The sequence below is a fragment of the Paenibacillus pinihumi DSM 23905 = JCM 16419 genome, from assembly GCF_000422505.1.
In the GTDB taxonomy this organism is placed as follows: domain Bacteria; phylum Bacillota; class Bacilli; order Paenibacillales; family Paenibacillaceae; genus Paenibacillus_D; species Paenibacillus_D pinihumi.
The window spans coordinates 67,845-88,900 of record NZ_AULX01000023.1; the positions used below are offsets into that span (position 1 = coordinate 67,845).

Genomic DNA, 21,056 nt, shown 5'->3' on the forward strand with positions numbered 1-21,056 from the left:
TTTAGTTAGGGATATTAATGGATACCTTCTCTTGTCCTGCATTGACATAGTCCGAACTGACTATTGAGCTATTCGGAAAGGAGCAGTAACCGCCTGTTTGGCTTGCAAGCCACTGCTGTGCATTGGCAGCTGTTGTTCCAATCTTGGAGCTGCTCCACTGAACATTCCTCAAATACGCTCCTGAATTAAAGTTGTTGCCCCCAATTTGACCGATAGACGTAATCCGTTTAAGAATGTTGCCCGTCCCGTTTAGCTTCCACCCCGGTGCATTTGCCACAAGTGTCTCCGTAGTAACTGTCGTGCTGTTCATTTTGATTCCGGTAGTCGATACGGCAACCTGATTGTCCTGGGTTACATAAAATTTCAGTGTAACCGTTTGACCGGACTTGTAACGGGAACCAGACGTGCGTCCCTGTCCTGCAGGACTATTGAAAAATGCCCAATCCTGATTCGTTTTTCCATACTGGAAGCCAGCGTCAACCTCAGTACCATTTCTTCCCCCGGTATAAATATAGGATGTAGAATTGCCTCCCGGCTGACTTTGGTCGTTAACTTCTGCAGCAGCCGGCAAATATACTCTGCCTTCGTAATAAGAATATCCTGGATTCGAGAATACTCTGCGGTAAGGCCCCGTGTTGCCGGAGCAAGAGTAATTCAATATGGAAATGTCAGATACGAATGCTTGAGATTGATCTTCCGCTTGTGCTTCAGGCAATACAAAAGTCTCGCCATTTTCCCAGGCGTATACGCCATCGCCCACATATTCTGCTTTTTCTACATTCTCCTTCAATTCCGGCTTGTTGGCATAAACTTCACCGTCCGGAGCAAAATAAATGACATTCTCTCTGTCCGATTCCGGCAAGGTTTGCATAATGTCCCCGATAATTTCCCGTTCTGCAGCCCCAAGCTCCGGGGAAATGAAGAAATTATCGTTTTTATTTTCCTCGGCAAATACAGAAGTAGAAAAGACCAAGATCATAACAATTGCAATTGAAGCAAGCTTTCTCACTATATATTACCTCCTGGCATAATTTTTTTTTATTTCTGTCTTCTCTGCCCTCCCCTCTCAATCGTATTCGTGCCTAATCCCAAGAAGCCAATACTATGTTGAAGCCATAAACCGGATGAATCTGTCTGAATATTCCGGTGCATAGCCAGCACACACATATATACTTATATTGTAAATTATATGTAAAAATCCTTTTTTTTGAAATGAATAAATACTCCTAATTCTCCTTGTGTATTTATATAATTGTTTTAAATTTTGCAAGCAATTGTAGAATTTTGCCGAGTTTATGACCATCCCTTGTCTTCTCAAATTATTTCAAATTAAATCAGACAATTTCAATGCAAAAAGCCGTTTATCCGGGTCCGCATCCGGCAAATAGCGGTGAAGCTGTGTATCCAGACTGGAAATATATCCGTCATAGATTGCAAATGCGACCGCCATTCCAATATAAGTGGATCTCGTGGAGTATACATTAAACTGGGGACTGTTATCGACGGTTCGCGCTCCCTTGTGAAAATGATGATAGCCGTTGTACCATTCATGCACAATCCGATTATCCTTCATAATGCATAAAGCTGCTGCGGAAGCCTTGATCTGCTCCTGAATCTGCTGTGTATAACGGGTTAACTCATTTACTTCATTTTGATTCCACTCCATATATTTCCACCCCCAAAGGCCATTATGCCTTTAAGTTTACCTTAATGCAATATCATGGGCACGAATCGACAGCGTTTCGCGTATGACAAGGCGCAGAACCTCTACTGCCTGCTCCTCGGATGCTTTTGCAGCAGCAAATAGCGCTTGCAGCTCTTCTTTTGTTCTCTGATCCAGACTCATGTTCTGATCTGCAGCTGCAGCGTCCAGCTTCTGCAGCGCCTCGTCAAAGCCCGCTGTGACAGCAAGATAATAATCAGCCACCTCGCACAACGCCGGCCAGTATTCGACAAGTCCCTTCATGTAATCCCGGATATTCCGCTTGGCCGCAGTGTAGCAGCGAAGCGTTTCACGAAGAGCGGCAGAACTGTGACCGATGTGCTCAAGCGCTTCCGACAATGCTTCATACCCTGCGCTCCCGCAGCCGTAGTCTGCCTCCGGCAGCATCGGGTCATGGGACTCCCAACGGTGGACACACTGGACAAGCGACTCTTTGTAAATTTCCACCGGGTCCAGGGTGATCCGATGCTCAAAGATTTGATAAAACCAGTAAGGCGTTGAATTGCAGCCGAAGGATGTATAGCTCAGCAGCTTCAGCTCTGCCCCCGTGCCGTCTGAAATAAGCAACGCCTCCAGTTCATCATCATAGCCTGCCGCCACAACAAACCGATCATGCCAGATAACTGCTCCGGTACCTGTGTTGATAAAGTGTTTAATCTGGTTAATCGCTTCTTTTTGATATAGAGGGAAGGTGGCGTCGAAACTAAAGCCAGCGCCCTGAGAGGTCATTATCCCAATAAAATCCGCAGCCAAAAAATGCTCCGCCATCCAGTTATAAGCCGTATGTGATTCCTCTGGCAAGCGGCGGTGAATAACAAAACGAAAAGCCGATGCGGTCATGCATGCGAGCATCGGCTTCGAGCAGGAAATCCACCCGCTATGAGTCAATACAGCATGCATGGCATCGATGTAAGATTCTGTTTCGATTGCCATGGACAGGCCTTCAAGAATAACCCTCATGCAACCCCTCCCTGCAGCCTTCGTGTTTATTTCGGGGTATGTATGCCCCATCTGGGCAATGTGGTCCGCTTCGGATCAGGATACCGGGCAGACAAGCCGCGCAGCACCCCCATTGCCTGATCCTCAATCGCTTGCATCTTATGAAGACGGCCGGTTAATCCGGCAATTTTCTGCTTGTCGATCTGTCTCTCTCCATTTATCTTGGTCATACAGGATTCCATATCCGGGATAAGGGCAGCCAACTGGTCATACAGCTCGAATGCTTCACCTGATTCCGGCCATATCCCTTTTGCTTCACGCAAATAAAGGCGGATTTCCTTTCTGGACTCCAGATAGGATTCCAGTATGTAAGCGGCTCCGCCTTCATCATAATCCCCGCTGTCGAGCCCGCGAATGAAAAATGTATAGGCCAGCTTGCCCGATGCAACGTCTGTATTGGGCAGTGTTTTATGAGGGGTGTCCCAGTCATGGATGGCAAGACGAAACGATTCAAGCAGCATCGATTCATAAGGGATATCCACCTTGCTTCCGAAAGACTGGGCGTAAAAAAAGCCTGTAAAATTAAGACCCAAATTATCATACAACACAATCCCGTTTTCATCCGACCAGCCGTCTTTGTAGTAAAACACCCGATCCTCATCATCATAGCCATGGATAACACCAAATTCGGGTATCCAGTAAATGACACCCTGGCCCCTATCCAGACTGTCCTTGATCCAGCCTATTGCATCCTGCTGATAATAGCGGAAGGTGGGCAATCTTGTCCTCGTCCCGTCAATAACAGTAAGCAGTCCCAGGTTATCGGCAACCGGCTTGTGCTCGGCAACCCATTGCCCATAGGCGGAGACTGACATCGGCAAGAGCCGTTCATGGACGGTAAATTTGAAGGCCATGCCGGTAAGTCCGGATAGTCTGTACAACGGTCCATCATACAAACCGGCCGCCGTCAATATAGCATACAGACTGTCAGTGAACGACTTGGATTGCCGCTTCATTGTCAGATCAAGCAGCTTGTAACCGGAAGGTGGCATCGCTGTCCCTCCTATTCCTGATCATGATGTTGATTCTTTTGTACGATCCAGTATTTCTGTACATTTGCTTCGCAGCTTCTCACGCAGCCATCTCGGGGCAAGCAGCTCCTCCCAGCCTGCAACCAGAAGATGCTGCAAAAAGCTATCTGTGTCATGGAAGTCGACCTCATAAACCATCCTCCCGACGCTACGTGCCGGATAGCCTCTCCAGCTTGTTCCCTCCAGTCTATCCAGCAGCTTCACCTTGGCGACAAAAGGCTGCCTTAATGGAAGATGGTCCTCAGCATCCGGTTTAAATTCACCAACCGTGCCAGCAGCCTCACCAATGGATAACTGGTCAATTCCGTCGAGTCTCAGACTGAACGGGCGATCATAGCCAGCCTCATATACCAGGACATAATCTGCATGATAACGCGAAACGAAACGGAAGGGTGCCACATGAAACTGACGCTCTCCTTCAGGATCTTTATATCTTAGATGAACGGTTAATCCGTCTGAAATGGCATGAGAGAGCAGTTGCATAGTTTGAACAATTCTCGGGTCCGCATCAAACATTGGCAAACGGGCAAGCTCCCGGTTATCGCCGCCATCCCCTTCCGCAAACCGGTCGAGCAGCCGGGCAATACGTCTGACAGGCTCCGCATTGTCGTAGCTGTATTGGCGGTACCGGTGCGCGAGATATTTGAGCACCTTTTTCTCTTCGTCTGTCATGTAGATGTAAGGCAATATAAAGGTTTCATCCAGATAGCAGTAGCCTCTGTTTTTCGCCACATAGTTTAAGGGAGCGCGCAGCGACATCTCCATATATTCAATATCCCGGGCTGCCTGCCGCCTCGATATCTCGAATTCCCGGGCCAAATGCCCGGCATTCGGGTATTTGGCCGCCCGTATCTGCTGATCGAACCACCCGATACGATGCATGTTGCTCATCGCCCGCTTCTCCCTTCAATTAAATCCGTTTCTTTCCATTACAACATTGAAGCCGCAGGTGACGCAACCGTTTTATTGCGATTGTCCAGATGTGGAATGCACAACAATCCCGTCAATTTTCTCCTGGGTTACTTTACTGCATTTTTTGCATACCTTGATCGTCTGGCCGTCTGCATTCATTCTGCTGTATAGAAGCTTGATTCTAGTACTTGAGCAAATCGGACATGTGCCTCTTCCACGTGACGGAAGTGTCCACAGGGCGCGGCCTCTTTTTGTTTTTGCCATATTGGTTAACCCCTCATTTCTGTATAGTCGCCCTCATTATAAAACAAATGGTAGGACATATAATGTCCTACCACATGTAAAATTCAGTTTATAATTTTTCTTTCGCAGCTGCCATTTCCCATTCAAAATACGGCTCAGCCATGAAATTGAAACTGAGGCAAGTAAGCCTTGTTGGCATCCAGCAGCTCATTGCACATGGAACGAATATCGTCCAGGGACAACTCGGCAGAAGTGTGCGGATCAAGCATCGCTGCATGGCAGACCCCTTCCCTGTCTCCCTTGAGAGCAGCTTCAATGGTCAGAATTTGCGGATTAATGTTCGTCCGGTTGAGGGCCGCAAGCTGCTGAGGAAGCTCGCCGACATGACAAGGCGTAATGCCGCTGCCGTCCACCAGACAAGGTACCTCTACACAGACGTCATTGGGAAGGTTGGTAATATAATTGCGGTTCAGGACATTGGCGCCAATCTTGTATACTTTGTCCCACACCATCGCTTCTATAATATAGGAAGCATATTCATGCGTCCGTTGATGGGTCAAGCCTGTGTTGTGGATCAGCTCCTCCTTCGCCTGATTCCAATAGTCCTGCTGGGATTTTCCCCAGTCACGGTACATCAGAGTCTGAATACCGAACCGGTCCAACAGTTCCGGATAGGCATTCTTAATAAAATAAGGCACATATTCCGCCGTATGCTGTGTCGACTCCGTGACATAATAGCCAAATTGCTTCATCATCTCATAGCGCACCCGGTCATCATGCGGCTCTGTGCGCTCAAGTGCCCGGCGTTTAATTTCCGGATACAGGTTCACACCGTCACGATGCACCTCCAGCAGCCAAGCCTGGTGATTAATGCCGGCAATTTTGGACTTGACGCCACTTGAATCCATTCCCAGCCCCTGCAGCAAATCAGGTACACAAATTTGCACACTGTGGCATAATCCTACGGTCTTGATCGATGTCTCCCGCTGGATGGCACCGGTGACGATTGCCATTGGATTCGTATAGTTCAGCAGCCATGCGTCCGGGCATACCTCCTCCATCTCTCTGGCAATATCCATCATGACCGGAATCGTCCGAAGTCCCCGCATAATCCCGCCCATGCCCAACGTATCCGCATAGGTCTGTTTCAGTCCGTATTTCAACGGAATTTCAAAGTCCTGAATCACCTGCGGATCATACTTCCCAACCATAATCGCATTGATAACAAAATCCGCATCCTGAAGCGCTTCACGCTGGTTGTCATAAGCCTTGATTGTTGCTCTTCCTTCATTAATATTGTTATTTAACTGGTTCAGCATCATCTCGGACAGCCTGAGCTTTTCCTTATCGATATCCAGCAGTGCAATATGCGCGTCATGCAAGCCGGGTGTCAGCAGACAATCCCCAATCAAATTTTTCACGAAAATAATACTGCCTGCCCCAATAAATACGATTTTAACGGACATCTATTCCACCGCTTTCTACTAGTTGTTGGTTTGTTTGATTATCCCTTGACGCTGCCAAGGACGATGCCTTCCGCAAAATATTTCTGCAAGAACGGGTAGACAAGCAGCACGGGCACAGTTGCGACAAACACCTGGGCCGCCTTTGTCGTCCGGTCGGAAATATTCATCATCGAACGCCAATCCGCCGAGGTTGCCAGCGTCATGTCCCGGTTGACAATGACGGTCTGCAAGTAGCTTTGCAGCGGGTAGTTATCAGGATTATTCATAAGCATGAGCCCTTCAAACCATGAATTCCAATGGGTCACGATACAAAACAGCACCAAGGTCGCAATCGCCGGAGCTGATAGCGGGACCGCAATCTTCCATAAGGCTGTCCAAACATTCGCGCCATCTATCACCGCCGCCTCTTCAATCTCCTTTGGCAGTGAGCGAAAAAAATTAAGCAGCAGAATCACATTGAAGATGGGCACAGCCCCTGGTAAGATGAGCGCCCAAAAGCTGTCGATAAGCCCCGTCGCCTTGATTGTCATATACCATGGAATCAGTCCGCCGCTGAACAGCATCGTCATGATGAAGAACCACACATACAAGCTCCGCCACTTGAACTGCGCCTTATCCTTGGATAACGGGTATGCAATACATATGGTAAGCAGCATATTGAGCGGAACACCGACCAGCACCCGCTTGACCGAGATCAGGAAGGAGGTTATAAACTCCGGCTTGCCGAGTACATATTTGTACGAATCGACATTAAAACCGACAGGCCACAGCCTTACCGCTCCCGAACCCACGGCAGAGCTGGAGCTGAAGGATATCGCCAGAATGTTCACGATTGGGAGCAGACAGGCAAGCGCTGCTCCAATCAGCACCATGTAATTGAAAATGACAAAAGCTTTTCTGCCGGAAGAAGATTTACGAAATGCGGTCATCTGATCACAATCCTTCAAGTGTAACGGCTGAGACCGCATTTCACGCAGTCGCAGCTTCGTTCACGCAAAAATAAAAAGATTCATCGGAGCAATTTGAACTATTACATCGTACCGGAACTTTTCTAAAAAATACGGTAATCGGTATACCGGTAAGCGAGCGCATACGACCCGCTCAGAAGAAGCAGCGATACTACAGATTTGAATAAGCCAACGGCTGTAGCAACCTCGTACTGAGCATCCTGAACGCCGATCCGGTACACCAGCGTATCAATAATATCGCCTGACACGTATACCTGCGGGCTGTACAGATTGAACACCTGGTCGAACCCTGCATTCAACACATTGCCAAGGCTTAATATCGTCATCAAAACCATCATCGGGACCAGGTTAGGCAATGTAATATGAAGTGTCTGCTTCCAGCGTCCGGCCCCATCCATAACTGCCGATTCGTACAAAGAAGGATCAACACCCGCCAGCGCCGCAAGATAGACAATCATTCCGTAGCCAAATTCCTTCCATATTTCCGTCCCGACCAGCGTGAAGGGAAACCAGCTTTTGTCCCCCAGGAAGTAGACGGGTTCAATGCCGATTGATTGAAGCAGCCGATTCACAATGCCCTCGGACGGTGATAAAATATCGATAAAAATACCGCCCAGAATAATCCATGAAAGAAAATGGGGAAAATAGACGATCGTCTGCACAGAGCGCTTGATGAGCCGGTTCTTCACTTCATTCAGCAAGAGGGCAAATACGACCGGAACGACCGCCAGCGCTATAATTTTCATTGCGGAAATAAAAATCGTATTCCACAGCACCTGATAAATATTAGGCATACTGAGCATATAGACGAAATGATCCCAGCCTGCCCATGGCGATCCGAACATTCCCTTGGAGGGTGAAAACCGCTTGAAGGCCATTACAATGCCCGCCATCGGTATATAGTTGTAGATCAGGACTAAAATAACGCCGGGCAGCAGCAGCAGGTGAAAGATATGTTCATTTCTGAACTTGAGCTTTATCATGTGGAACCTCCATCATTACGAGGCCGGGGACCTAAGCTGACAATTCTCTGGCCCGCCCCGGCCGCTGATCAACCCTTTGTTACTGTTGCGACTGATACCACGCATTGACTTCCTTGGTCATCTGATCGCCCCCGAGCTTCTTCCAGCTATCAACGAATTGATCGAACTTGTCGATTGACTCGCCCATAATAATGCTGGTGAACGTCTCCAGCTGCATTTTTTGCAAGGTCCCGTCTTTATCGACCATAGCTTGCGTTGGAGCACCGTAAAACTGGTTATCCATTACCTTCTGATTGGCGACATAATCGCTTAATACGCCGAGCGAACCGCCTGGACCATACATTTTGCTGATGCCCCAGAAGCTGTTGTCTCCTTTTTGGGCAGCGGATACACCCTCATAATACCCCTTCTCTTCCTCATTTAGAGCGGACGTATCGTTGTTTTTCAAAGCTTCGATTACATGCTGGTGGGCATCGAGATTTTTGAGCGGAGCCTCGCCATACAGCAGCGCATACTCAAAAATCGAATGTCCGTCGGGATCTACGTTGTATTTACCTGGCTCTGCGGTCTCACCATAGCTTTTTTCCAGCACAAGATTCAGCATTTTGATCGCCGCTTCCGGTTGCTTCGCACCCTTCTTCACGACATAGTAGGTATTAATGGCAAACGGAACCTGCGCTTTGGCAGCCTCCTGATCAACAGACGGCAGCGCATACGGTGTCCACTCCGCGTCCGGGTTATGCAGCTTGCCATCCTGCAGCCAGCCGCCGTTCCAGAAATAGCCGTACAGCATGCCGACCTTGCCTGCATTCGCATCCTCTTTGACCTTGGTCGCATCCCGTGTGCCGTACTCCTTGCTAATCTGGCCGGACTTGAACATCTCCTGCAATGTTTGGAGCGCCTGCTTCATCCGAGGCTGGATGCTGCCGTAGACCAGCTCCCCTGCATCATTCTTCACCCATGTATTCGGGTAAGCATGGAACCCGTTAAAGTAACCCTCCAATGCCGCAAAAAATCCCCATAAATCACGGTTGACGCCAAGGCCAACGGTATCATTCACCTTGTTCCCGTCCGGGTCCTGAGTGGTGAATGCTTCGGCAATTTTCAGAAAATCCTCCATTGTCTTCGGTTCCGGCAAATTCAGCTTTTGCAGCCAATCTGTACGGACCCACAGCACATGGGACTGGCCGATTCCCGATCCCATCTTTGGCAAAGCCATCATCTTTCCGTCAAACCGGGTCGATTGCAGTGCATTGCCGCCATCCTGAGACAGAAGCTTTTTCGTAAACGGAGACGCATAGCTCTCGTAAAGCGCTGTCAAATCCTCCAGTTGGTCATCCTCCACCAGCTTCTTGAGCTGGGCAGGCGTCACTTGAAATATATCCGGGAGATCATCGGAGGCAATCGAGATATTCAGCTTCTGTCCGTACTGGGACTGGGCGATTGTCCAGTTGTATTTAATTTTTATCCCCAGCATGTCTTCATAGGCTTTGGACCAATTGTTGCTCTCGATGCTCTCGCCTTCCTTGAAGGTCGTTCCTTCATTAATAGGACGGACAGCTGTTACTTCAATCGGCGGGTCGTATTTATCCAGCGGTCCGGAGGTTACGACGCTCTCCGGCGGCTTCGTCCCGTCTTGGGGCGCCTGATTCTCTCCTTTGCTGCAAGCGCCTAGTGATAAGGCAAGCAGACTGACTGCACATACCATAGCCAGCTTCTTCATTGCATGTTCCCCCTCATGGATCATGTTATCTAGCTTACAGGCTCATTATATCAATGGTTCTGAACAGGCCGAGAGTGAGAAAAACGCTCGAATGGTAGGAATTTTTTCTGCTGAAGCCTGGGGGACGATTAAAATTACACTTCTTGCGGAAAAAAATCATACTGGTTGTTGTATGTCGTTCATCATTACATTCCGTGCTCTTTCCACTCAAAAAAGCCGCCCCGCATCAGGAACGGCTCCGGTATTCGCTTGGCAGCATGCCCGTATGCTCACGGAACACTTTGCTGAAATAACGGGTATCGGAAAATCCGCAGCGCTCGGCAATCCAATAGACCGGATGATTGGTTTCAATCAGCCACTCCTTCGCCAGCTCCATATAAACCTGCTGAATATAATGAATGAAGGAGACACCAACGATATCCTTGAAAGCTTTGCTGAAATAGCTCTTGCTAATATTTACCTGCCGGCAAATAACAGCTTGAGACAGGTCTTCTTCACGTGATTTGTGAATGAGCTCCAAAGAGCGGACAATGCCGTAGATCATTTCTTCGGAATAGGCCGATTTCCGCAGCCATTTTTGCAGCTCCTTGCGTGTATCTTCGAGCCAATCAACTGGAGATGCATGCTCCAGCTTGTGGCTTTGCTCCGCCCAAAGCGGAAATTCACCGACATACTTCTCCCAGCCTGCCAGATATTCAGCAAGCTTGGAGCGAAGTTGCAACTGCCCGCCTGCAAGAGAGTCCGCCAATCTGCGATAAAGCTGGTCATCCACGACCCAAAGCAGTCCGGGCCCAAGCTTGCAGAGATCATCGCTTTCATGCGGCTGATCCTGCGTTATTAATGCGGCTTCTCCTGAAGAGGAGCGTACCCGCTTCGCAATGCGGGCCAAGACTTCATCCAGATTTTGATCCTCCAGTTGTGTTTTCACAATATAATCAATGGCTCCAAGTCTCAAAGCGTCCTGGATGTAGTCAAAATCCTGATGGCAGGTAACAACGACAACTTTAATCGCAGGGGCAACTATTTGAAGCTCCTTCATCAGTTCAAGACCCGACATTCTGGGCATTGTAATGTCGGTAATGACCAAATGTACCGGATTCTCCTTGATATGGGCCAAGGCCTTGTCGCCACTGGAGGCTTCGCCGACAATCCGAAATCCGTGCTGATCCCAAGGGAATAAGGTACGCATACCTTTGCGGGCCAGGCTTTCATCATCGACAATAAGTGCATCAATCATGCTTCCTCCCTCCCCTCCTTAAGCTGCTCCGGGAGCCGGATGAAAATCTCAGTCCCCTGGCCTGACGAGCTGTTAATATGCAGTGCCGCTGTTTCGTCATAATAGGTGTCCAGCATTTTCTTCACGTAGCTTAGCCCGATGCCCAGCCCGCTTTTGCGGATATCCTCCTGCCGGAACAGCTCATTCAGCCGCTCTTCACCCATACCGTCTCCGTTATCCTGGACGCGAAGCGATACCCCATTATCGAGCTTGTCAATGCGGACGCTAATTTGCATATCATCATCCTGACCGCCGTGGTACATCGCATTTTCCACCAGCGGCTGCAGGATGAAGCGCGGAATCTGGATATCCATTGTGGACGGGTCCACTTCCACATCGACCTTGAACGGATGATCATAGCGAATGCTTTGCAGCTCGATGTAATCCCGGATCGCCGCAGCTTCCTCGCGCACGGTGACGATAATGCTTTTCTTGCCCAAATTATAATGCAGAATCCGGGTGAAAATAGAGACCAGACGCGCAATATCCTGCTGCCCGTTCATGCGGGCAATCCATTGAATGGTATTGAGTGTGTTATGGATAAAATGCGGATTAATTTGTACCAGCAGCTTCTCCACTTCAAGCTGTCCCCTGCGCTTCTCCTTCTCCTCCACATCCGTAATCAGCATCGCAATACGTTCTTTCATATGCTGGAAGCTGCCCAGTACATGGTCGAACTCCTGCAATCCTGTCGGAGCAGGAGGCGGCGTATTTAGTTCGCCGTAGCTGTATTTGCGGATTTCACGGTTAATAAGCCGGATCGGACTATAGATCATTTTCCATATAACCCACGCAAGCAGCGCCCCTACCAGCAGAGATACAAAAGCAATAATAAGGAACTGCCATTTCCACTTGTTGATGACATGGAAATATTGCTGATCCGGGATTACCCGGTGCAGACCCCACGGATTGCTGCCTTCCGTATTAAAAATCTGGTAACCCTGTGTTTCCGCTTCAAACTTCTGCCCGATTGGAAAGGCTTCCAAATCACTATAGACAATCTCGTCTTTGTCATTATGAATCACCCATTGATGGGGAGATGATTGCAAAATATCCGAGACATCGCGTTCAATATAAATATAAATCGGCATCTCCCCGCTATACTCCATCTGTCGAAGCAGGGATACGACCAATGAATGCGGCTGTCCGTTCAATGAAGGATGCGGGCCGTGATAAGAGAGCAGCTTTTTGACAAATAATTCTGGCTGCCTCCCGATAACGGACGGATTTTCAGCAAGCGGAACATTGGGAAACAGCACCGGCTCCTTGTACTCAGGCGCATAGTAGAAAAATACATTGATCCCCGGATTTGCAAATCCGATATTCGCAGTCGATTGCATCAAATCCTGATACATGAAGGTGCGATCAAGGCTGCTCCCGCTCTCCAAATAGTGAATCAGCTCTCTGCCGATCCCACCCTCCACGACAAGCAATTGGGAGGAACGTCCCAGCTCATCAATCCGATTCTCCAAATCCTGTGCGACATTGTGAACTTGATTAAGGATATCTTCACTATTCCGGTCAATCTGCACCATATACATCCAGTAGTAGGAAACGTAGCCGACCAGTACAATCGGCACGGCAGAAGCTATAATTAATGTCAGGGCCAGCCTGACCTTCAAGGTTGCGGGCCGAAGCTCTATCCAAGGCCTCTTCTTTCGCCAGTTTGCCATAAATTCACCTGATGGTTGCGTTTTAATCGTATCATATCACATTTGTACAACAAGAGGTGCAGAGGAATAAGATTCCATGTACAGGTGAACAGCCCAGGCCAGCCTCATCCAAGCGTCTCCCATTTGGCCCACATTTCAACCGGGTTAAGCTCGTAGATCTCCTGTTCTCTGAACATGAACTGATGCATAATGAATTCCCGTCTGATCGTGGCGAAGTCTTCATGGAACTGCTTGATAAACGTATTGATATCCTTCTCGCTGTACTTGCGTCCCTTCTCCAGCCTGGATGCCATGTGCGACAGCACGATAAGCTTCTTCTTAAGCTGGGATGGAATGCTTTTCAGCCTGCCTTCCGCCGTATAAAAATTTTTAATGACCGATTGCTGAATCCGCAGATGCTCTTCCTGCATTATATCTGCTCCTCCTCCTTTATGTTGCCTGTAAATCAGTTCACTGGCAGCCGTGGCACTGCTGGACAGGAAGTAATGATTCAGGGAAAAATAAATCGTATTTTTTACCCGGCGCTCATTAATCAGGCTCGCTTCCCGGAGCTTCGACGCATGGTGCGTAATTGTGGCAGGGGTTACGCCAAGCTTCTCAGCAAGAACCTGTCCATTCAACTCGCCGTCCGCCAGCAAAATTAATATTCGAATCCGGGTAGCGTCTGCCAACGCTTTGTGGTAATTGACCACCTTATCCAATTGCATAAGAAACACCTTCTTTCATTTGATTTAGCATTCATCTAATTAGATGTAATTTAAATTACATAATATAGAAATCAATCTTCAAAGTCAAGTGTTATCCGCCTTCCTCATAAATTTAGAAAACAAAAAAAACTCCGTCCCGGTTAAGGAACGGAGTTTTCTGTACTGTCGCCCGCTTCTTCCTTGACGGAAAGAAAGGCGCAGTGGTACGCTTTTAACAAGATCAAAGCTTGTTATGCAATAATCGGTCCCTCCTCATTCGGAAAAGGAACCGTCATTGCCAAGAGCTCTGATTATATGGCTTTTACTTAACGGGATTGGCCCGCCAGTTGCTGTTCAGCGATTTGTACAAGCTTTCTTGTGATGTAACCACCAAGAGAACCTGCATCACGAGTAGCAACATTACCATAATAACCGTCTGCTGGAATTTGGATACCCAGTTCTTGAGCTGCCTCGTATTTCAGTTGGTTCAGAGCTTGAGTTGCTTGAGGTACTACCAAGGTGTTGCTGCTGCGGTTTGACATGGTTGAATTTCTCCCTTCGTCCTCTACAAAATATTGTGATGCAAGCTTGCAAACTTATTATGGTTCGGACGAAGAAAGAATATGCTTGCTAAAAACAAAAACTTTGAAATTTTTTTTGAGGAGAGATTTTAATGTCCAAACCCCTCTCGCTTCTTTTTGCCATCGGATCGGTAATTTTGATGGGTGCAACGGCTGTTTCCCTAAGCATCAACAGTTGGCTTGCCCTGTTATTCTTCTTCCTGACCATTTCAAGTATTGGAGCAGGATTCGTTGTAAAAGCCCGCTCTAGACGCAAACAAGAGCCGCAGCACTAATGCTGTGGCTCTTGCAAGCTTCCTTGGCTATTGTTTCGGCAATACAAAACCCATCCGTTCCTTCACATCAAGTACAGTCTGGTCTGCAACTGCCGCTGCTTTTTCTGCACCGCTGCGCAAAATGTCGTGCAGTTCACCGGAGCTTCTGATCTCCTGGTAACGGGCCTGCAAAGGTTCAATGACAGAGACGACATGCTCGGCCAGTTCCTTCTTGAATGCTCCATAGCCCTGTCCCTCATAGCGGGCCTCAATCTCTTCAATTGACAATCCGGAGCAATGAGAATAGATGCTCATCAAATTGCTGACTTCCGGCTTCTCCGCCGGATCAAACTTGACCTCGCGGCCGGAGTCTGTCGTCGCGCGGCTAATCTTCTTGCGAATAACATCAGGAGAATCGAGCAGTGCAATATAGCTGGCCGGATTCGGATTGCTTTTGCTCATTTTTTTGCTGGCATCATCCAAAGACATAATCCGGGCCCCTATCTTCGGTGTATACGTCTCCGGCATGGTGAAGTAATCGCCGTAACGGCTGTTAAAGCGCTGCGCCAAATCTCTTGTCAGCTCCAAATGCTGCCGCTGGTCGTCGCCTACAGGCACAAGATCCGCATTATAAATCAAAATGTCGGCAGCCATAAGCGTCGGGTACACGAACAAACCTGTACCGACAGATTCTTTGCCTGCTGATTTATCTTTGAATTGTGTCATTCTCTCCAGCTCGCCCATGTAGGACAGCGTGGTAAACAACCAGCCAAGCTCCGCATGCGCCCGGACATGGGACTGCATAAATACGCTCGCCTTGGCAGGATCAATACCTGCTGCAATAAAGAGCGCTGCTACCGCTTCCGACTGCTCGCGCAGCGCCTGCGGCTCCTGCGGGACCGTAATCGCATGCATATCGACGATCATAAAGAAGCACTCATGATCCTTTTGCAGCTTCACAAAATTTTGCATCGCTCCGATGTAATTGCCCAGCGTCAGCTGCCCGCTCGGTTGAATACCCGATAATACCCGTTTCATTCGCTATCAACCCCTCCAATTTTTTAAACACAAAAAAGGCCTCTCGCAAGGGACGAGAGACCGTGGTGCCACCCTTATTCGCCTGCATTTGGACAAACCCCAAGCAAGCCTTTATGCTTCATAACGTGAAGCGCCCGGAGAATATCATCTCAGCTCAAGGCCCCATTCAGCAATAGTCCTCTGCACCGGCTCGCAGCATCCGCCGGCTCTCTGCATGCATTGGAAATACTATGCCTACTTATTCCTGTCATTGCCGTTGTCCAACATTATAACTGCTCCGGCCAAATTGTCAAGCTCTGCGGTATTTCAAGTTGACGGTGAAGCTGTTGTTGTCGCCGCGATAGCGCGCAATCGAATATTCGAAAGGTTCATTATTGTCCAAATATGCAGTTGTCCTGATCAGATGGACGGCAGCTTTCGGTTCTGTCCCCAGCAGCTTAATATCTTCCGCCGACACATTCACAGCTTCAAGAACCCGGCTCGCATGGCTGATCTCAAGTCCGTATTTCGTTTCCAGCAGTTCATATAAAGAGGTATGTTCCAGATCATCTGACATAAGACCAGGTGCAAGACTGCAGGGGATGTAGCTCGTTACGACAACGACAGGCTGCCCGTCCGCGTAACGTACACGCTCGAGGCGGAATAGTTCAGTCTGCGGGTCTTCAAAAATCTCCGCAAGCTCACCTTGTGTTTTTACGATCTCAAGTCTGATAACGTTTGTGGAAGGCTTCAAACCTTTCAATTCCATCTCTTTGGAGAAGCTGAATAAATGCTGCAAAAACCACTGATCAATTTTGGGCTTGGCGACGAATGTGCCTTTTCCCTTCTCCTTGATCAGCAGCCCTTCACTTACAAGCTCGCTAATAGCTTGTCTAACCGTCGGACGGCTGATCTGGCTTAGCTCCACCAGTTCCCTCTCTGACGGAATAAGATCGCCAGGCGAGAGTCGGCCGCTGCTGATTTCAGCCTTGATCATTTCCTTCAACTGATAATACAACGGAATCGGGCTATCCTTGTCCAATCTAATATAATCCAGCATGATTTCACCTTACCTTGATCCATATTGAACGGCAATTGCACTCTTCTCTCTGTATTTTGCCTGTTCTGAATGCCCAGGCTTATTTAAGCATCGCTTCTCTGAACATGTCAAGACGTCTTGATAAGTTTATTTTGCCCGGTGACTTTGTTAAAAACCAGTCCTATATGCAGTTGAACAAGCATAAGCTATAATAATCGTAATCTTTACAGTAATTATTACAAGAAAGAAGGGGTTCGCTTGTCAACCGTCGCGCTTCGCTGGGCAACGCCTCTGGTTACGCTCGTCTGCATGGGTTTGATGCTGCTTATTATTATGAACCGGGATATCAGCCTCCTCGGATTGGACGTGTCCTCGCTGCAGTCCTTCAAGATCATGTTTATCAGCCTTATTCTTGAAGCCTTCCCGTTTATTCTGCTTGGCGTACTTGCATCCTCACTGCTCCAGGTATTTGTATCTGACAAAATGATTCAGCGGCTTACGCCGAAAAACCCGATCGGCGGCATCTTGTTCGGCAGCTTGCTGGGCATTTTATTTCCGCTGTGCGAGTGCGGGATGATTCCTGTCGTACGCAGACTGATCCGCAAAGGAATGCCTGCCTATATTGGTATCGTATTTATTTTGGCTGGCCCTATCCTCAACCCAATCGTGTATACATCCACTTATACCGCCTTCCGGTCTCAGCCCCAGATCGCCTATTCCCGGATGGGACTGGCCTTTGCAGTAACGGTAATCATCGGACTGCTGCTTTACAGGTTTATGCGCAGAAGTCCGCTAAAAGATGCACATGTGCATCATGAATACCATAACCATGATCATGACCATCACGGACATCATCCTGGACATTCACATGGTACCCGCTCTCAACATGAACATGCATACATATCTTCACATCATCACCCTGCGCATTCAGATCATCATCATCATGGTACAGGCCAACATTCACATGATGAGCACCATCGTAACGGCTCAACCCGACGCAGCCGGTTTGCATCGATACTGGCTCACGCGTCGGATGAATTTTTTGAGATGGGAAAATATTTGTTGTTCGGCGCTCTTCTTACGGCATTCATTCAAGTGAGCCTTAGCCGGGAAACATTGATCGGTATCGGCGACCATCCGGTATTATCGAATCTGTTCATGATGGGGTTTGCCTTTATTTTATCGATCTGTTCAACCTCTGACGCCTTCGTGGCCTCATCATTTAGCGGGACCTTTAATGCAGGCTCGCTGTTGGCTTTCCTCGTATTCGGAGCGATGATTGACCTGAAGAACACCTTAATGCTGTTTTCTGTATTCCGGGCCAGAATTGTACTCTGGATTATCGTACTGACCTTTGTGCTGGTGCTTGCGGGGTCTTATCTGTTTCAATATTTCTTCTTCTAGTGCTTGTTCCGAACCTATAAAAATGCAGAAAGGAGCTTATTCATGATTTTCCACTATCTGATTCGGGGGATTATTTTGTCCGGCTTTGCCTTCCTGATTGTATACTTGACCAAAAGCGACCAGCTTGGGCTATACATCGCTCCCCGGATGGAGACGTATGTCAAGCTGTCGGCAGTCGGGCTATATGCTGCTGCTGTGTATCAATTTTATCTTGTATTTAGAACGTGGTCCGGCAGCCATGTTGAGCCGGATTGTGATTGCGACCATACCCCATCGCCTTCCATAATGAAAAATACGATGATATATGGCCTGTTTCTGCTTCCGCTCTGTCTGGGCTTCCTGCTGCCTAACACGGTTATGGGCAGCACATTGGCTGCTAAAAAGGGGATGAGTTTAAACGGGTCTGTCAACATCACCCGCCCGGCTGCCGGAAACACATCCGGTGCGGATCAAGCTGCGCAAATATCGGAAACTCCGGCCGGAGCCGGTATCTATAACGGGGGCTCCACCCCTCAGTCCGCTGATGAAATGTTCCCGTCTGATGTGTATACGGAAAGCTATGCCGCCTATGCCAAAAAGCTGTATGCGCAAGACAGTATCGAAGTAACAGAGAAGCAGTTTATCGAGACGCTGACGACGCTCGACCTGTATCGGCAGCCGTTCCTGGGCAAGCAGGTAGTACTTAGCGGATTCGTATACCGCGAGCCTGAAATGTCTTCTTCCCAATTTGCGCTCAGCCGTTTTGCAATGAACTGCTGCTCGGCCGATGCGCTTCCTTATGGACTGATGGTCAGCTATATGCAGGCAGAGAAGTACAAGGACGATGCATGGCTGAAAATTACCGGAACTCTGGAGTTGACGCAGTACAACGGCAACCCTGTCCTTCAGATCAAGGCTTCCGGACTGGAAAATATACCAGCCCCTGACTCCCCTTACGTCTATCCTGACTACGACTTTGGCTTTGATTCCTGATAACGCCAACTAACATTTGCATGATAGTAAAGATTCATTAAAAAACCGCTGTGAACAAGGACTGGCTCCTTATTTACAGCGGTTTTCCGTTCAATATGCATGCTCACAGCCTAATTCGTATCGCGCAGCCCTCTGTTCTTCGGCTGGTAGCGGAACAGCCAGTTAGCCGTATTATAATTCGACTCGTACTGTATGCTCGCTGACCAGGTTCCGGCATTAGGACGTACGGCAAAGTCGTACATAATCTCTCCATGAGTCCAATTCCGCTTCATCCTTAGGGCATCAACAGCCATTTGGCGGAAAGCCCTTACCTGGGGAGTAGTCAATCCCGGATTCTGCTCCGACTTCAGCTCTCCGTTGCGACATTCGATCGGGTGATGTCTGATTCCAAACTTCCCTATGGTATTATTGCGAATTTGAATGGTGACCGTTCCTGACATCGCATGCGTCAGTTCTTCCTCCAGTTCTCGAAATACAAAATCAACCTGCCGGGCTAATGGCATTTCCTCCAACCCCATCATGAATACACCTCGCAATCCTTTATTTCTCATTGTTTCCAAATAGGTAACAAGACTCATTATAAAATCAATTATCTGAAATTTCAACTATTTTAGACATATTGTTGGTAAAAAAATAGTTCTTTATGCCTTTGTTTATTTGGTTTAATATAGAAATATAGACCTATTACATAGGACGATGCTATAATATGGTTAATCTAATCAAGGGGGATGCAGCCTATGCAATGGCTAAACTCGTTGTCCATCCGCAATAAAATTTTAGTAGGAAGCTATTCAATTGTTATTTTATTTTCAATTGCCACATTAGCTGTTACGATGATTGCGGGCGCTTCGTTATATGTAAGCCTTTTCATTATTATTGCCCTGGCAGCCGTTACGTACCCTATTTCCAGCATGATTGAAAAAACCATTACCAGATCCATAGGCGAATTGACAGATGTTGCATTCCGGATTTCCAAAGGAGATTTTTCACAGCGTGTGGATGTGAACAGCACTGTCGGACAGCTCGGCCATTCTTTCAACAGCATGATTGACAAGCTAAAAGATATTTTGAATGAATCCATGAAGATTTCCCGTACGGTATCCGATTCAAGCGGCAACATACTAGATAAAAACAAAGATCTGAAAACCATTATGGAGCAAGTAACGCATTCCTGCAGCGAGCTTGCTGTAGGAGCCAATGAAATCTCCGAGGATGTAGCCGGCATGAGCGACTCCATTCAAGAAATTGAAGAGAAGATTTCAGCCTACGCCGATACGACGAGACAGATTAACCATCAGTCCGAACTGACGCTGTCCCTTGTTGAAAAAGGACGCCAGTCCGTAGAGACCCAGAGTGAGAGCATGCGCCTGAATGTCGAAGCAACAGCGGTCGTATCGGAGACAATCGGTGAACTGTCCCGCAAGGCAGAAGGCATTACGAAAATCACCAGGACAATCTCGGAAATCGCTGAACAGACCAACCTGCTGTCACTCAATGCTTCGATTGAAGCGGCGCGTGCAGGAGAGCATGGCCGGGGCTTCGCAGTTGTTGCCCAGGAGGTTCGCAACCTGGCAGAGGAATCCTCTGCATCAACGAAAGAAGTGTTCGGCCTGGTGCGTGGCATTGAGCAAAGCGTAAAAAATGCGATCGAGAAAATTCAAGCCAATGAACAGATTGTAAATGAACAAAGCGAACGTCTAAAGGAATCCGAGCAGGTCTTCCATGAAATTGTCGGCAGTGTACAGTTCATTACGGGGCAAATCTCTTCCTTTTCCAAAGAAATAGAGCTCATGCTCGACAGTGCCCGCAAAATTTCCAGCTCGATTCAGAACATTTCGGCGATTACCGAAGAGTCGGCTGCCGGGACGCAGGAAGTGTCCGCATCCATGAATGAGCAAATTACTTCCGTCCAGGAAGTTGTTGAGGAGACAGAAACGATGCAGCAGATGGTGACCAAGCTGCAAAAAACGATCCAGGTCTTCAAGTTCTAATCTTATTCTATTCATCGCACCGCTCTGGCAACGTTATGGAAGCTTATATGCTTTTGAACATTTACATACCAACAAAAAAGGTGGCTTCTCTGGCGGAAGCCACCTTTTTCACTTT

Annotated in this window: 21 protein-coding genes; 4 read left to right on the forward strand and 17 right to left on the reverse strand. The window is 48.1% G+C overall.

Features of this window, described 5'->3' with window-relative positions; all coding sequences use genetic code 11:
* Nucleotide 1: 1 nt before the first annotated feature.
* The 14 genes from H583_RS0107135 to H583_RS0107195 all read right to left on the reverse strand — a co-directional run bounded on the left by H583_RS0107135 (nucleotide 2) and on the right by H583_RS0107195 (nucleotide 14,225).
* Nucleotides 2-1,009: a hypothetical protein gene (locus tag H583_RS0107135; protein WP_028559866.1), complete on the reverse strand. Its 1,008-nt coding sequence runs from the start codon at nucleotides 1,007-1,009 to the stop codon at nucleotides 2-4.
* A 315-nt stretch (nucleotides 1,010-1,324) separates the two neighbouring features.
* Complete coding sequence (locus H583_RS0107140; protein WP_028559867.1) at nucleotides 1,325-1,666, reverse strand: serine hydrolase domain-containing protein; 342 nt, start codon at nucleotides 1,664-1,666, stop codon at nucleotides 1,325-1,327.
* A 36-nt stretch (nucleotides 1,667-1,702) separates the two neighbouring features.
* Nucleotides 1,703-2,683, reverse strand: coding sequence for a hypothetical protein (locus H583_RS0107145; RefSeq protein WP_028559868.1), 981 nt, complete (start codon nucleotides 2,681-2,683; stop codon nucleotides 1,703-1,705).
* A 26-nt stretch (nucleotides 2,684-2,709) separates the two neighbouring features.
* Nucleotides 2,710-3,714 (reverse strand): hypothetical protein, encoded by a 1,005-nt coding sequence (locus tag H583_RS0107150; protein WP_028559869.1) that lies wholly within the window; start codon nucleotides 3,712-3,714, stop codon nucleotides 2,710-2,712.
* Nucleotides 3,715-3,735: 21 nt separating this feature from the next.
* Nucleotides 3,736-4,644 carry a helix-turn-helix transcriptional regulator gene (locus tag H583_RS0107155; RefSeq protein ID WP_028559870.1) on the reverse strand — a complete coding sequence of 303 codons (909 nt, stop codon included), beginning with the start codon at nucleotides 4,642-4,644 and terminating at the stop codon, nucleotides 3,736-3,738.
* Between the two features lie 72 nt (nucleotides 4,645-4,716).
* The gene (locus tag H583_RS35995) at nucleotides 4,717-4,929 is read right to left on the reverse strand and encodes a hypothetical protein (RefSeq protein ID WP_081667031.1); all 213 of its coding nucleotides are present in this window, start codon (nucleotides 4,927-4,929) and stop codon (nucleotides 4,717-4,719) included.
* Nucleotides 4,930-5,063: 134 nt separating this feature from the next.
* Nucleotides 5,064-6,374: an alpha-glucosidase/alpha-galactosidase gene (gene melA, locus H583_RS0107160; protein ID WP_028559871.1), complete on the reverse strand. Its 1,311-nt coding sequence runs from the start codon at nucleotides 6,372-6,374 to the stop codon at nucleotides 5,064-5,066.
* A 38-nt stretch (nucleotides 6,375-6,412) separates the two neighbouring features.
* Nucleotides 6,413-7,303 (reverse strand): carbohydrate ABC transporter permease, encoded by an 891-nt coding sequence (locus H583_RS0107165; protein ID WP_028559872.1) that lies wholly within the window; start codon nucleotides 7,301-7,303, stop codon nucleotides 6,413-6,415.
* A gap of 122 nt (nucleotides 7,304-7,425) precedes the next feature.
* Entirely contained in the window at nucleotides 7,426-8,325 is a 900-nt protein-coding gene (locus H583_RS0107170; RefSeq protein ID WP_028559873.1) for an ABC transporter permease, read from the reverse strand.
* 79 nt (nucleotides 8,326-8,404) lie between these two features.
* Nucleotides 8,405-10,048, reverse strand: a complete 1,644-nt coding sequence (locus tag H583_RS0107175; protein ID WP_051236128.1) for an extracellular solute-binding protein — start codon at nucleotides 10,046-10,048, stop codon at nucleotides 8,405-8,407.
* A gap of 226 nt (nucleotides 10,049-10,274) precedes the next feature.
* Complete coding sequence (locus tag H583_RS0107180; RefSeq protein ID WP_028559875.1) at nucleotides 10,275-11,285, reverse strand: response regulator transcription factor; 1,011 nt, start codon at nucleotides 11,283-11,285, stop codon at nucleotides 10,275-10,277.
* Entirely contained in the window at nucleotides 11,282-12,997 is a 1,716-nt protein-coding gene (locus H583_RS0107185; protein ID WP_081667032.1) for a sensor histidine kinase, read from the reverse strand. The genes H583_RS0107180 and H583_RS0107185 overlap by 4 nt, the downstream gene beginning before the upstream one ends.
* Before the next feature lie 104 nt (nucleotides 12,998-13,101).
* The gene (locus H583_RS0107190; RefSeq protein WP_028559877.1) at nucleotides 13,102-13,704 is read right to left on the reverse strand and encodes a DUF2087 domain-containing protein; all 603 of its coding nucleotides are present in this window, start codon (nucleotides 13,702-13,704) and stop codon (nucleotides 13,102-13,104) included.
* Between the two features lie 305 nt (nucleotides 13,705-14,009).
* Nucleotides 14,010-14,225 (reverse strand): alpha/beta-type small acid-soluble spore protein, encoded by a 216-nt coding sequence (locus H583_RS0107195; protein WP_028559878.1) that lies wholly within the window; start codon nucleotides 14,223-14,225, stop codon nucleotides 14,010-14,012.
* A gap of 131 nt (nucleotides 14,226-14,356) precedes the next feature.
* Here H583_RS0107195 and H583_RS0107200 point away from each other — a divergent pair, with 131 nt between their 5' ends.
* Nucleotides 14,357-14,539, forward strand: coding sequence for a DUF5325 family protein (locus H583_RS0107200; protein ID WP_028559879.1), 183 nt, complete (start codon nucleotides 14,357-14,359; stop codon nucleotides 14,537-14,539).
* 27 nt (nucleotides 14,540-14,566) lie between these two features.
* Here the strand turns inward: H583_RS0107200 and trpS are convergent, their stop codons facing one another.
* On the reverse strand, nucleotides 14,567-15,556 hold the full coding sequence (gene trpS, locus H583_RS0107205) for a tryptophan--tRNA ligase (RefSeq protein WP_028559880.1): 990 nt from the start codon (nucleotides 15,554-15,556) through the stop codon (nucleotides 14,567-14,569).
* A 289-nt stretch (nucleotides 15,557-15,845) separates the two neighbouring features.
* Nucleotides 15,846-16,595, reverse strand: coding sequence for a GntR family transcriptional regulator (locus H583_RS0107210; protein ID WP_028559881.1), 750 nt, complete (start codon nucleotides 16,593-16,595; stop codon nucleotides 15,846-15,848).
* Between the two features lie 237 nt (nucleotides 16,596-16,832).
* Between H583_RS0107210 and H583_RS0107215 the strand changes: the two genes are divergently transcribed.
* On the forward strand, nucleotides 16,833-17,978 hold the full coding sequence (locus H583_RS0107215) for a permease (protein ID WP_028559882.1): 1,146 nt from the start codon (nucleotides 16,833-16,835) through the stop codon (nucleotides 17,976-17,978).
* A 42-nt stretch (nucleotides 17,979-18,020) separates the two neighbouring features.
* Nucleotides 18,021-18,950 carry a TIGR03943 family putative permease subunit gene (locus H583_RS0107220; protein ID WP_028559883.1) on the forward strand — a complete coding sequence of 310 codons (930 nt, stop codon included), beginning with the start codon at nucleotides 18,021-18,023 and terminating at the stop codon, nucleotides 18,948-18,950.
* A gap of 110 nt (nucleotides 18,951-19,060) precedes the next feature.
* Here the strand turns inward: H583_RS0107220 and H583_RS0107225 are convergent, their stop codons facing one another.
* Complete coding sequence (locus H583_RS0107225; RefSeq protein WP_081667033.1) at nucleotides 19,061-19,471, reverse strand: O-methyltransferase; 411 nt, start codon at nucleotides 19,469-19,471, stop codon at nucleotides 19,061-19,063.
* 216 nt (nucleotides 19,472-19,687) lie between these two features.
* On the opposite strand from H583_RS0107225, the gene H583_RS0107230 reads away from it, so the two are divergent.
* Nucleotides 19,688-20,941, forward strand: a complete 1,254-nt coding sequence (locus tag H583_RS0107230; RefSeq protein WP_028559885.1) for a methyl-accepting chemotaxis protein — start codon at nucleotides 19,688-19,690, stop codon at nucleotides 20,939-20,941.
* Nucleotides 20,942-21,056: the final 115 nt, after the last annotated feature.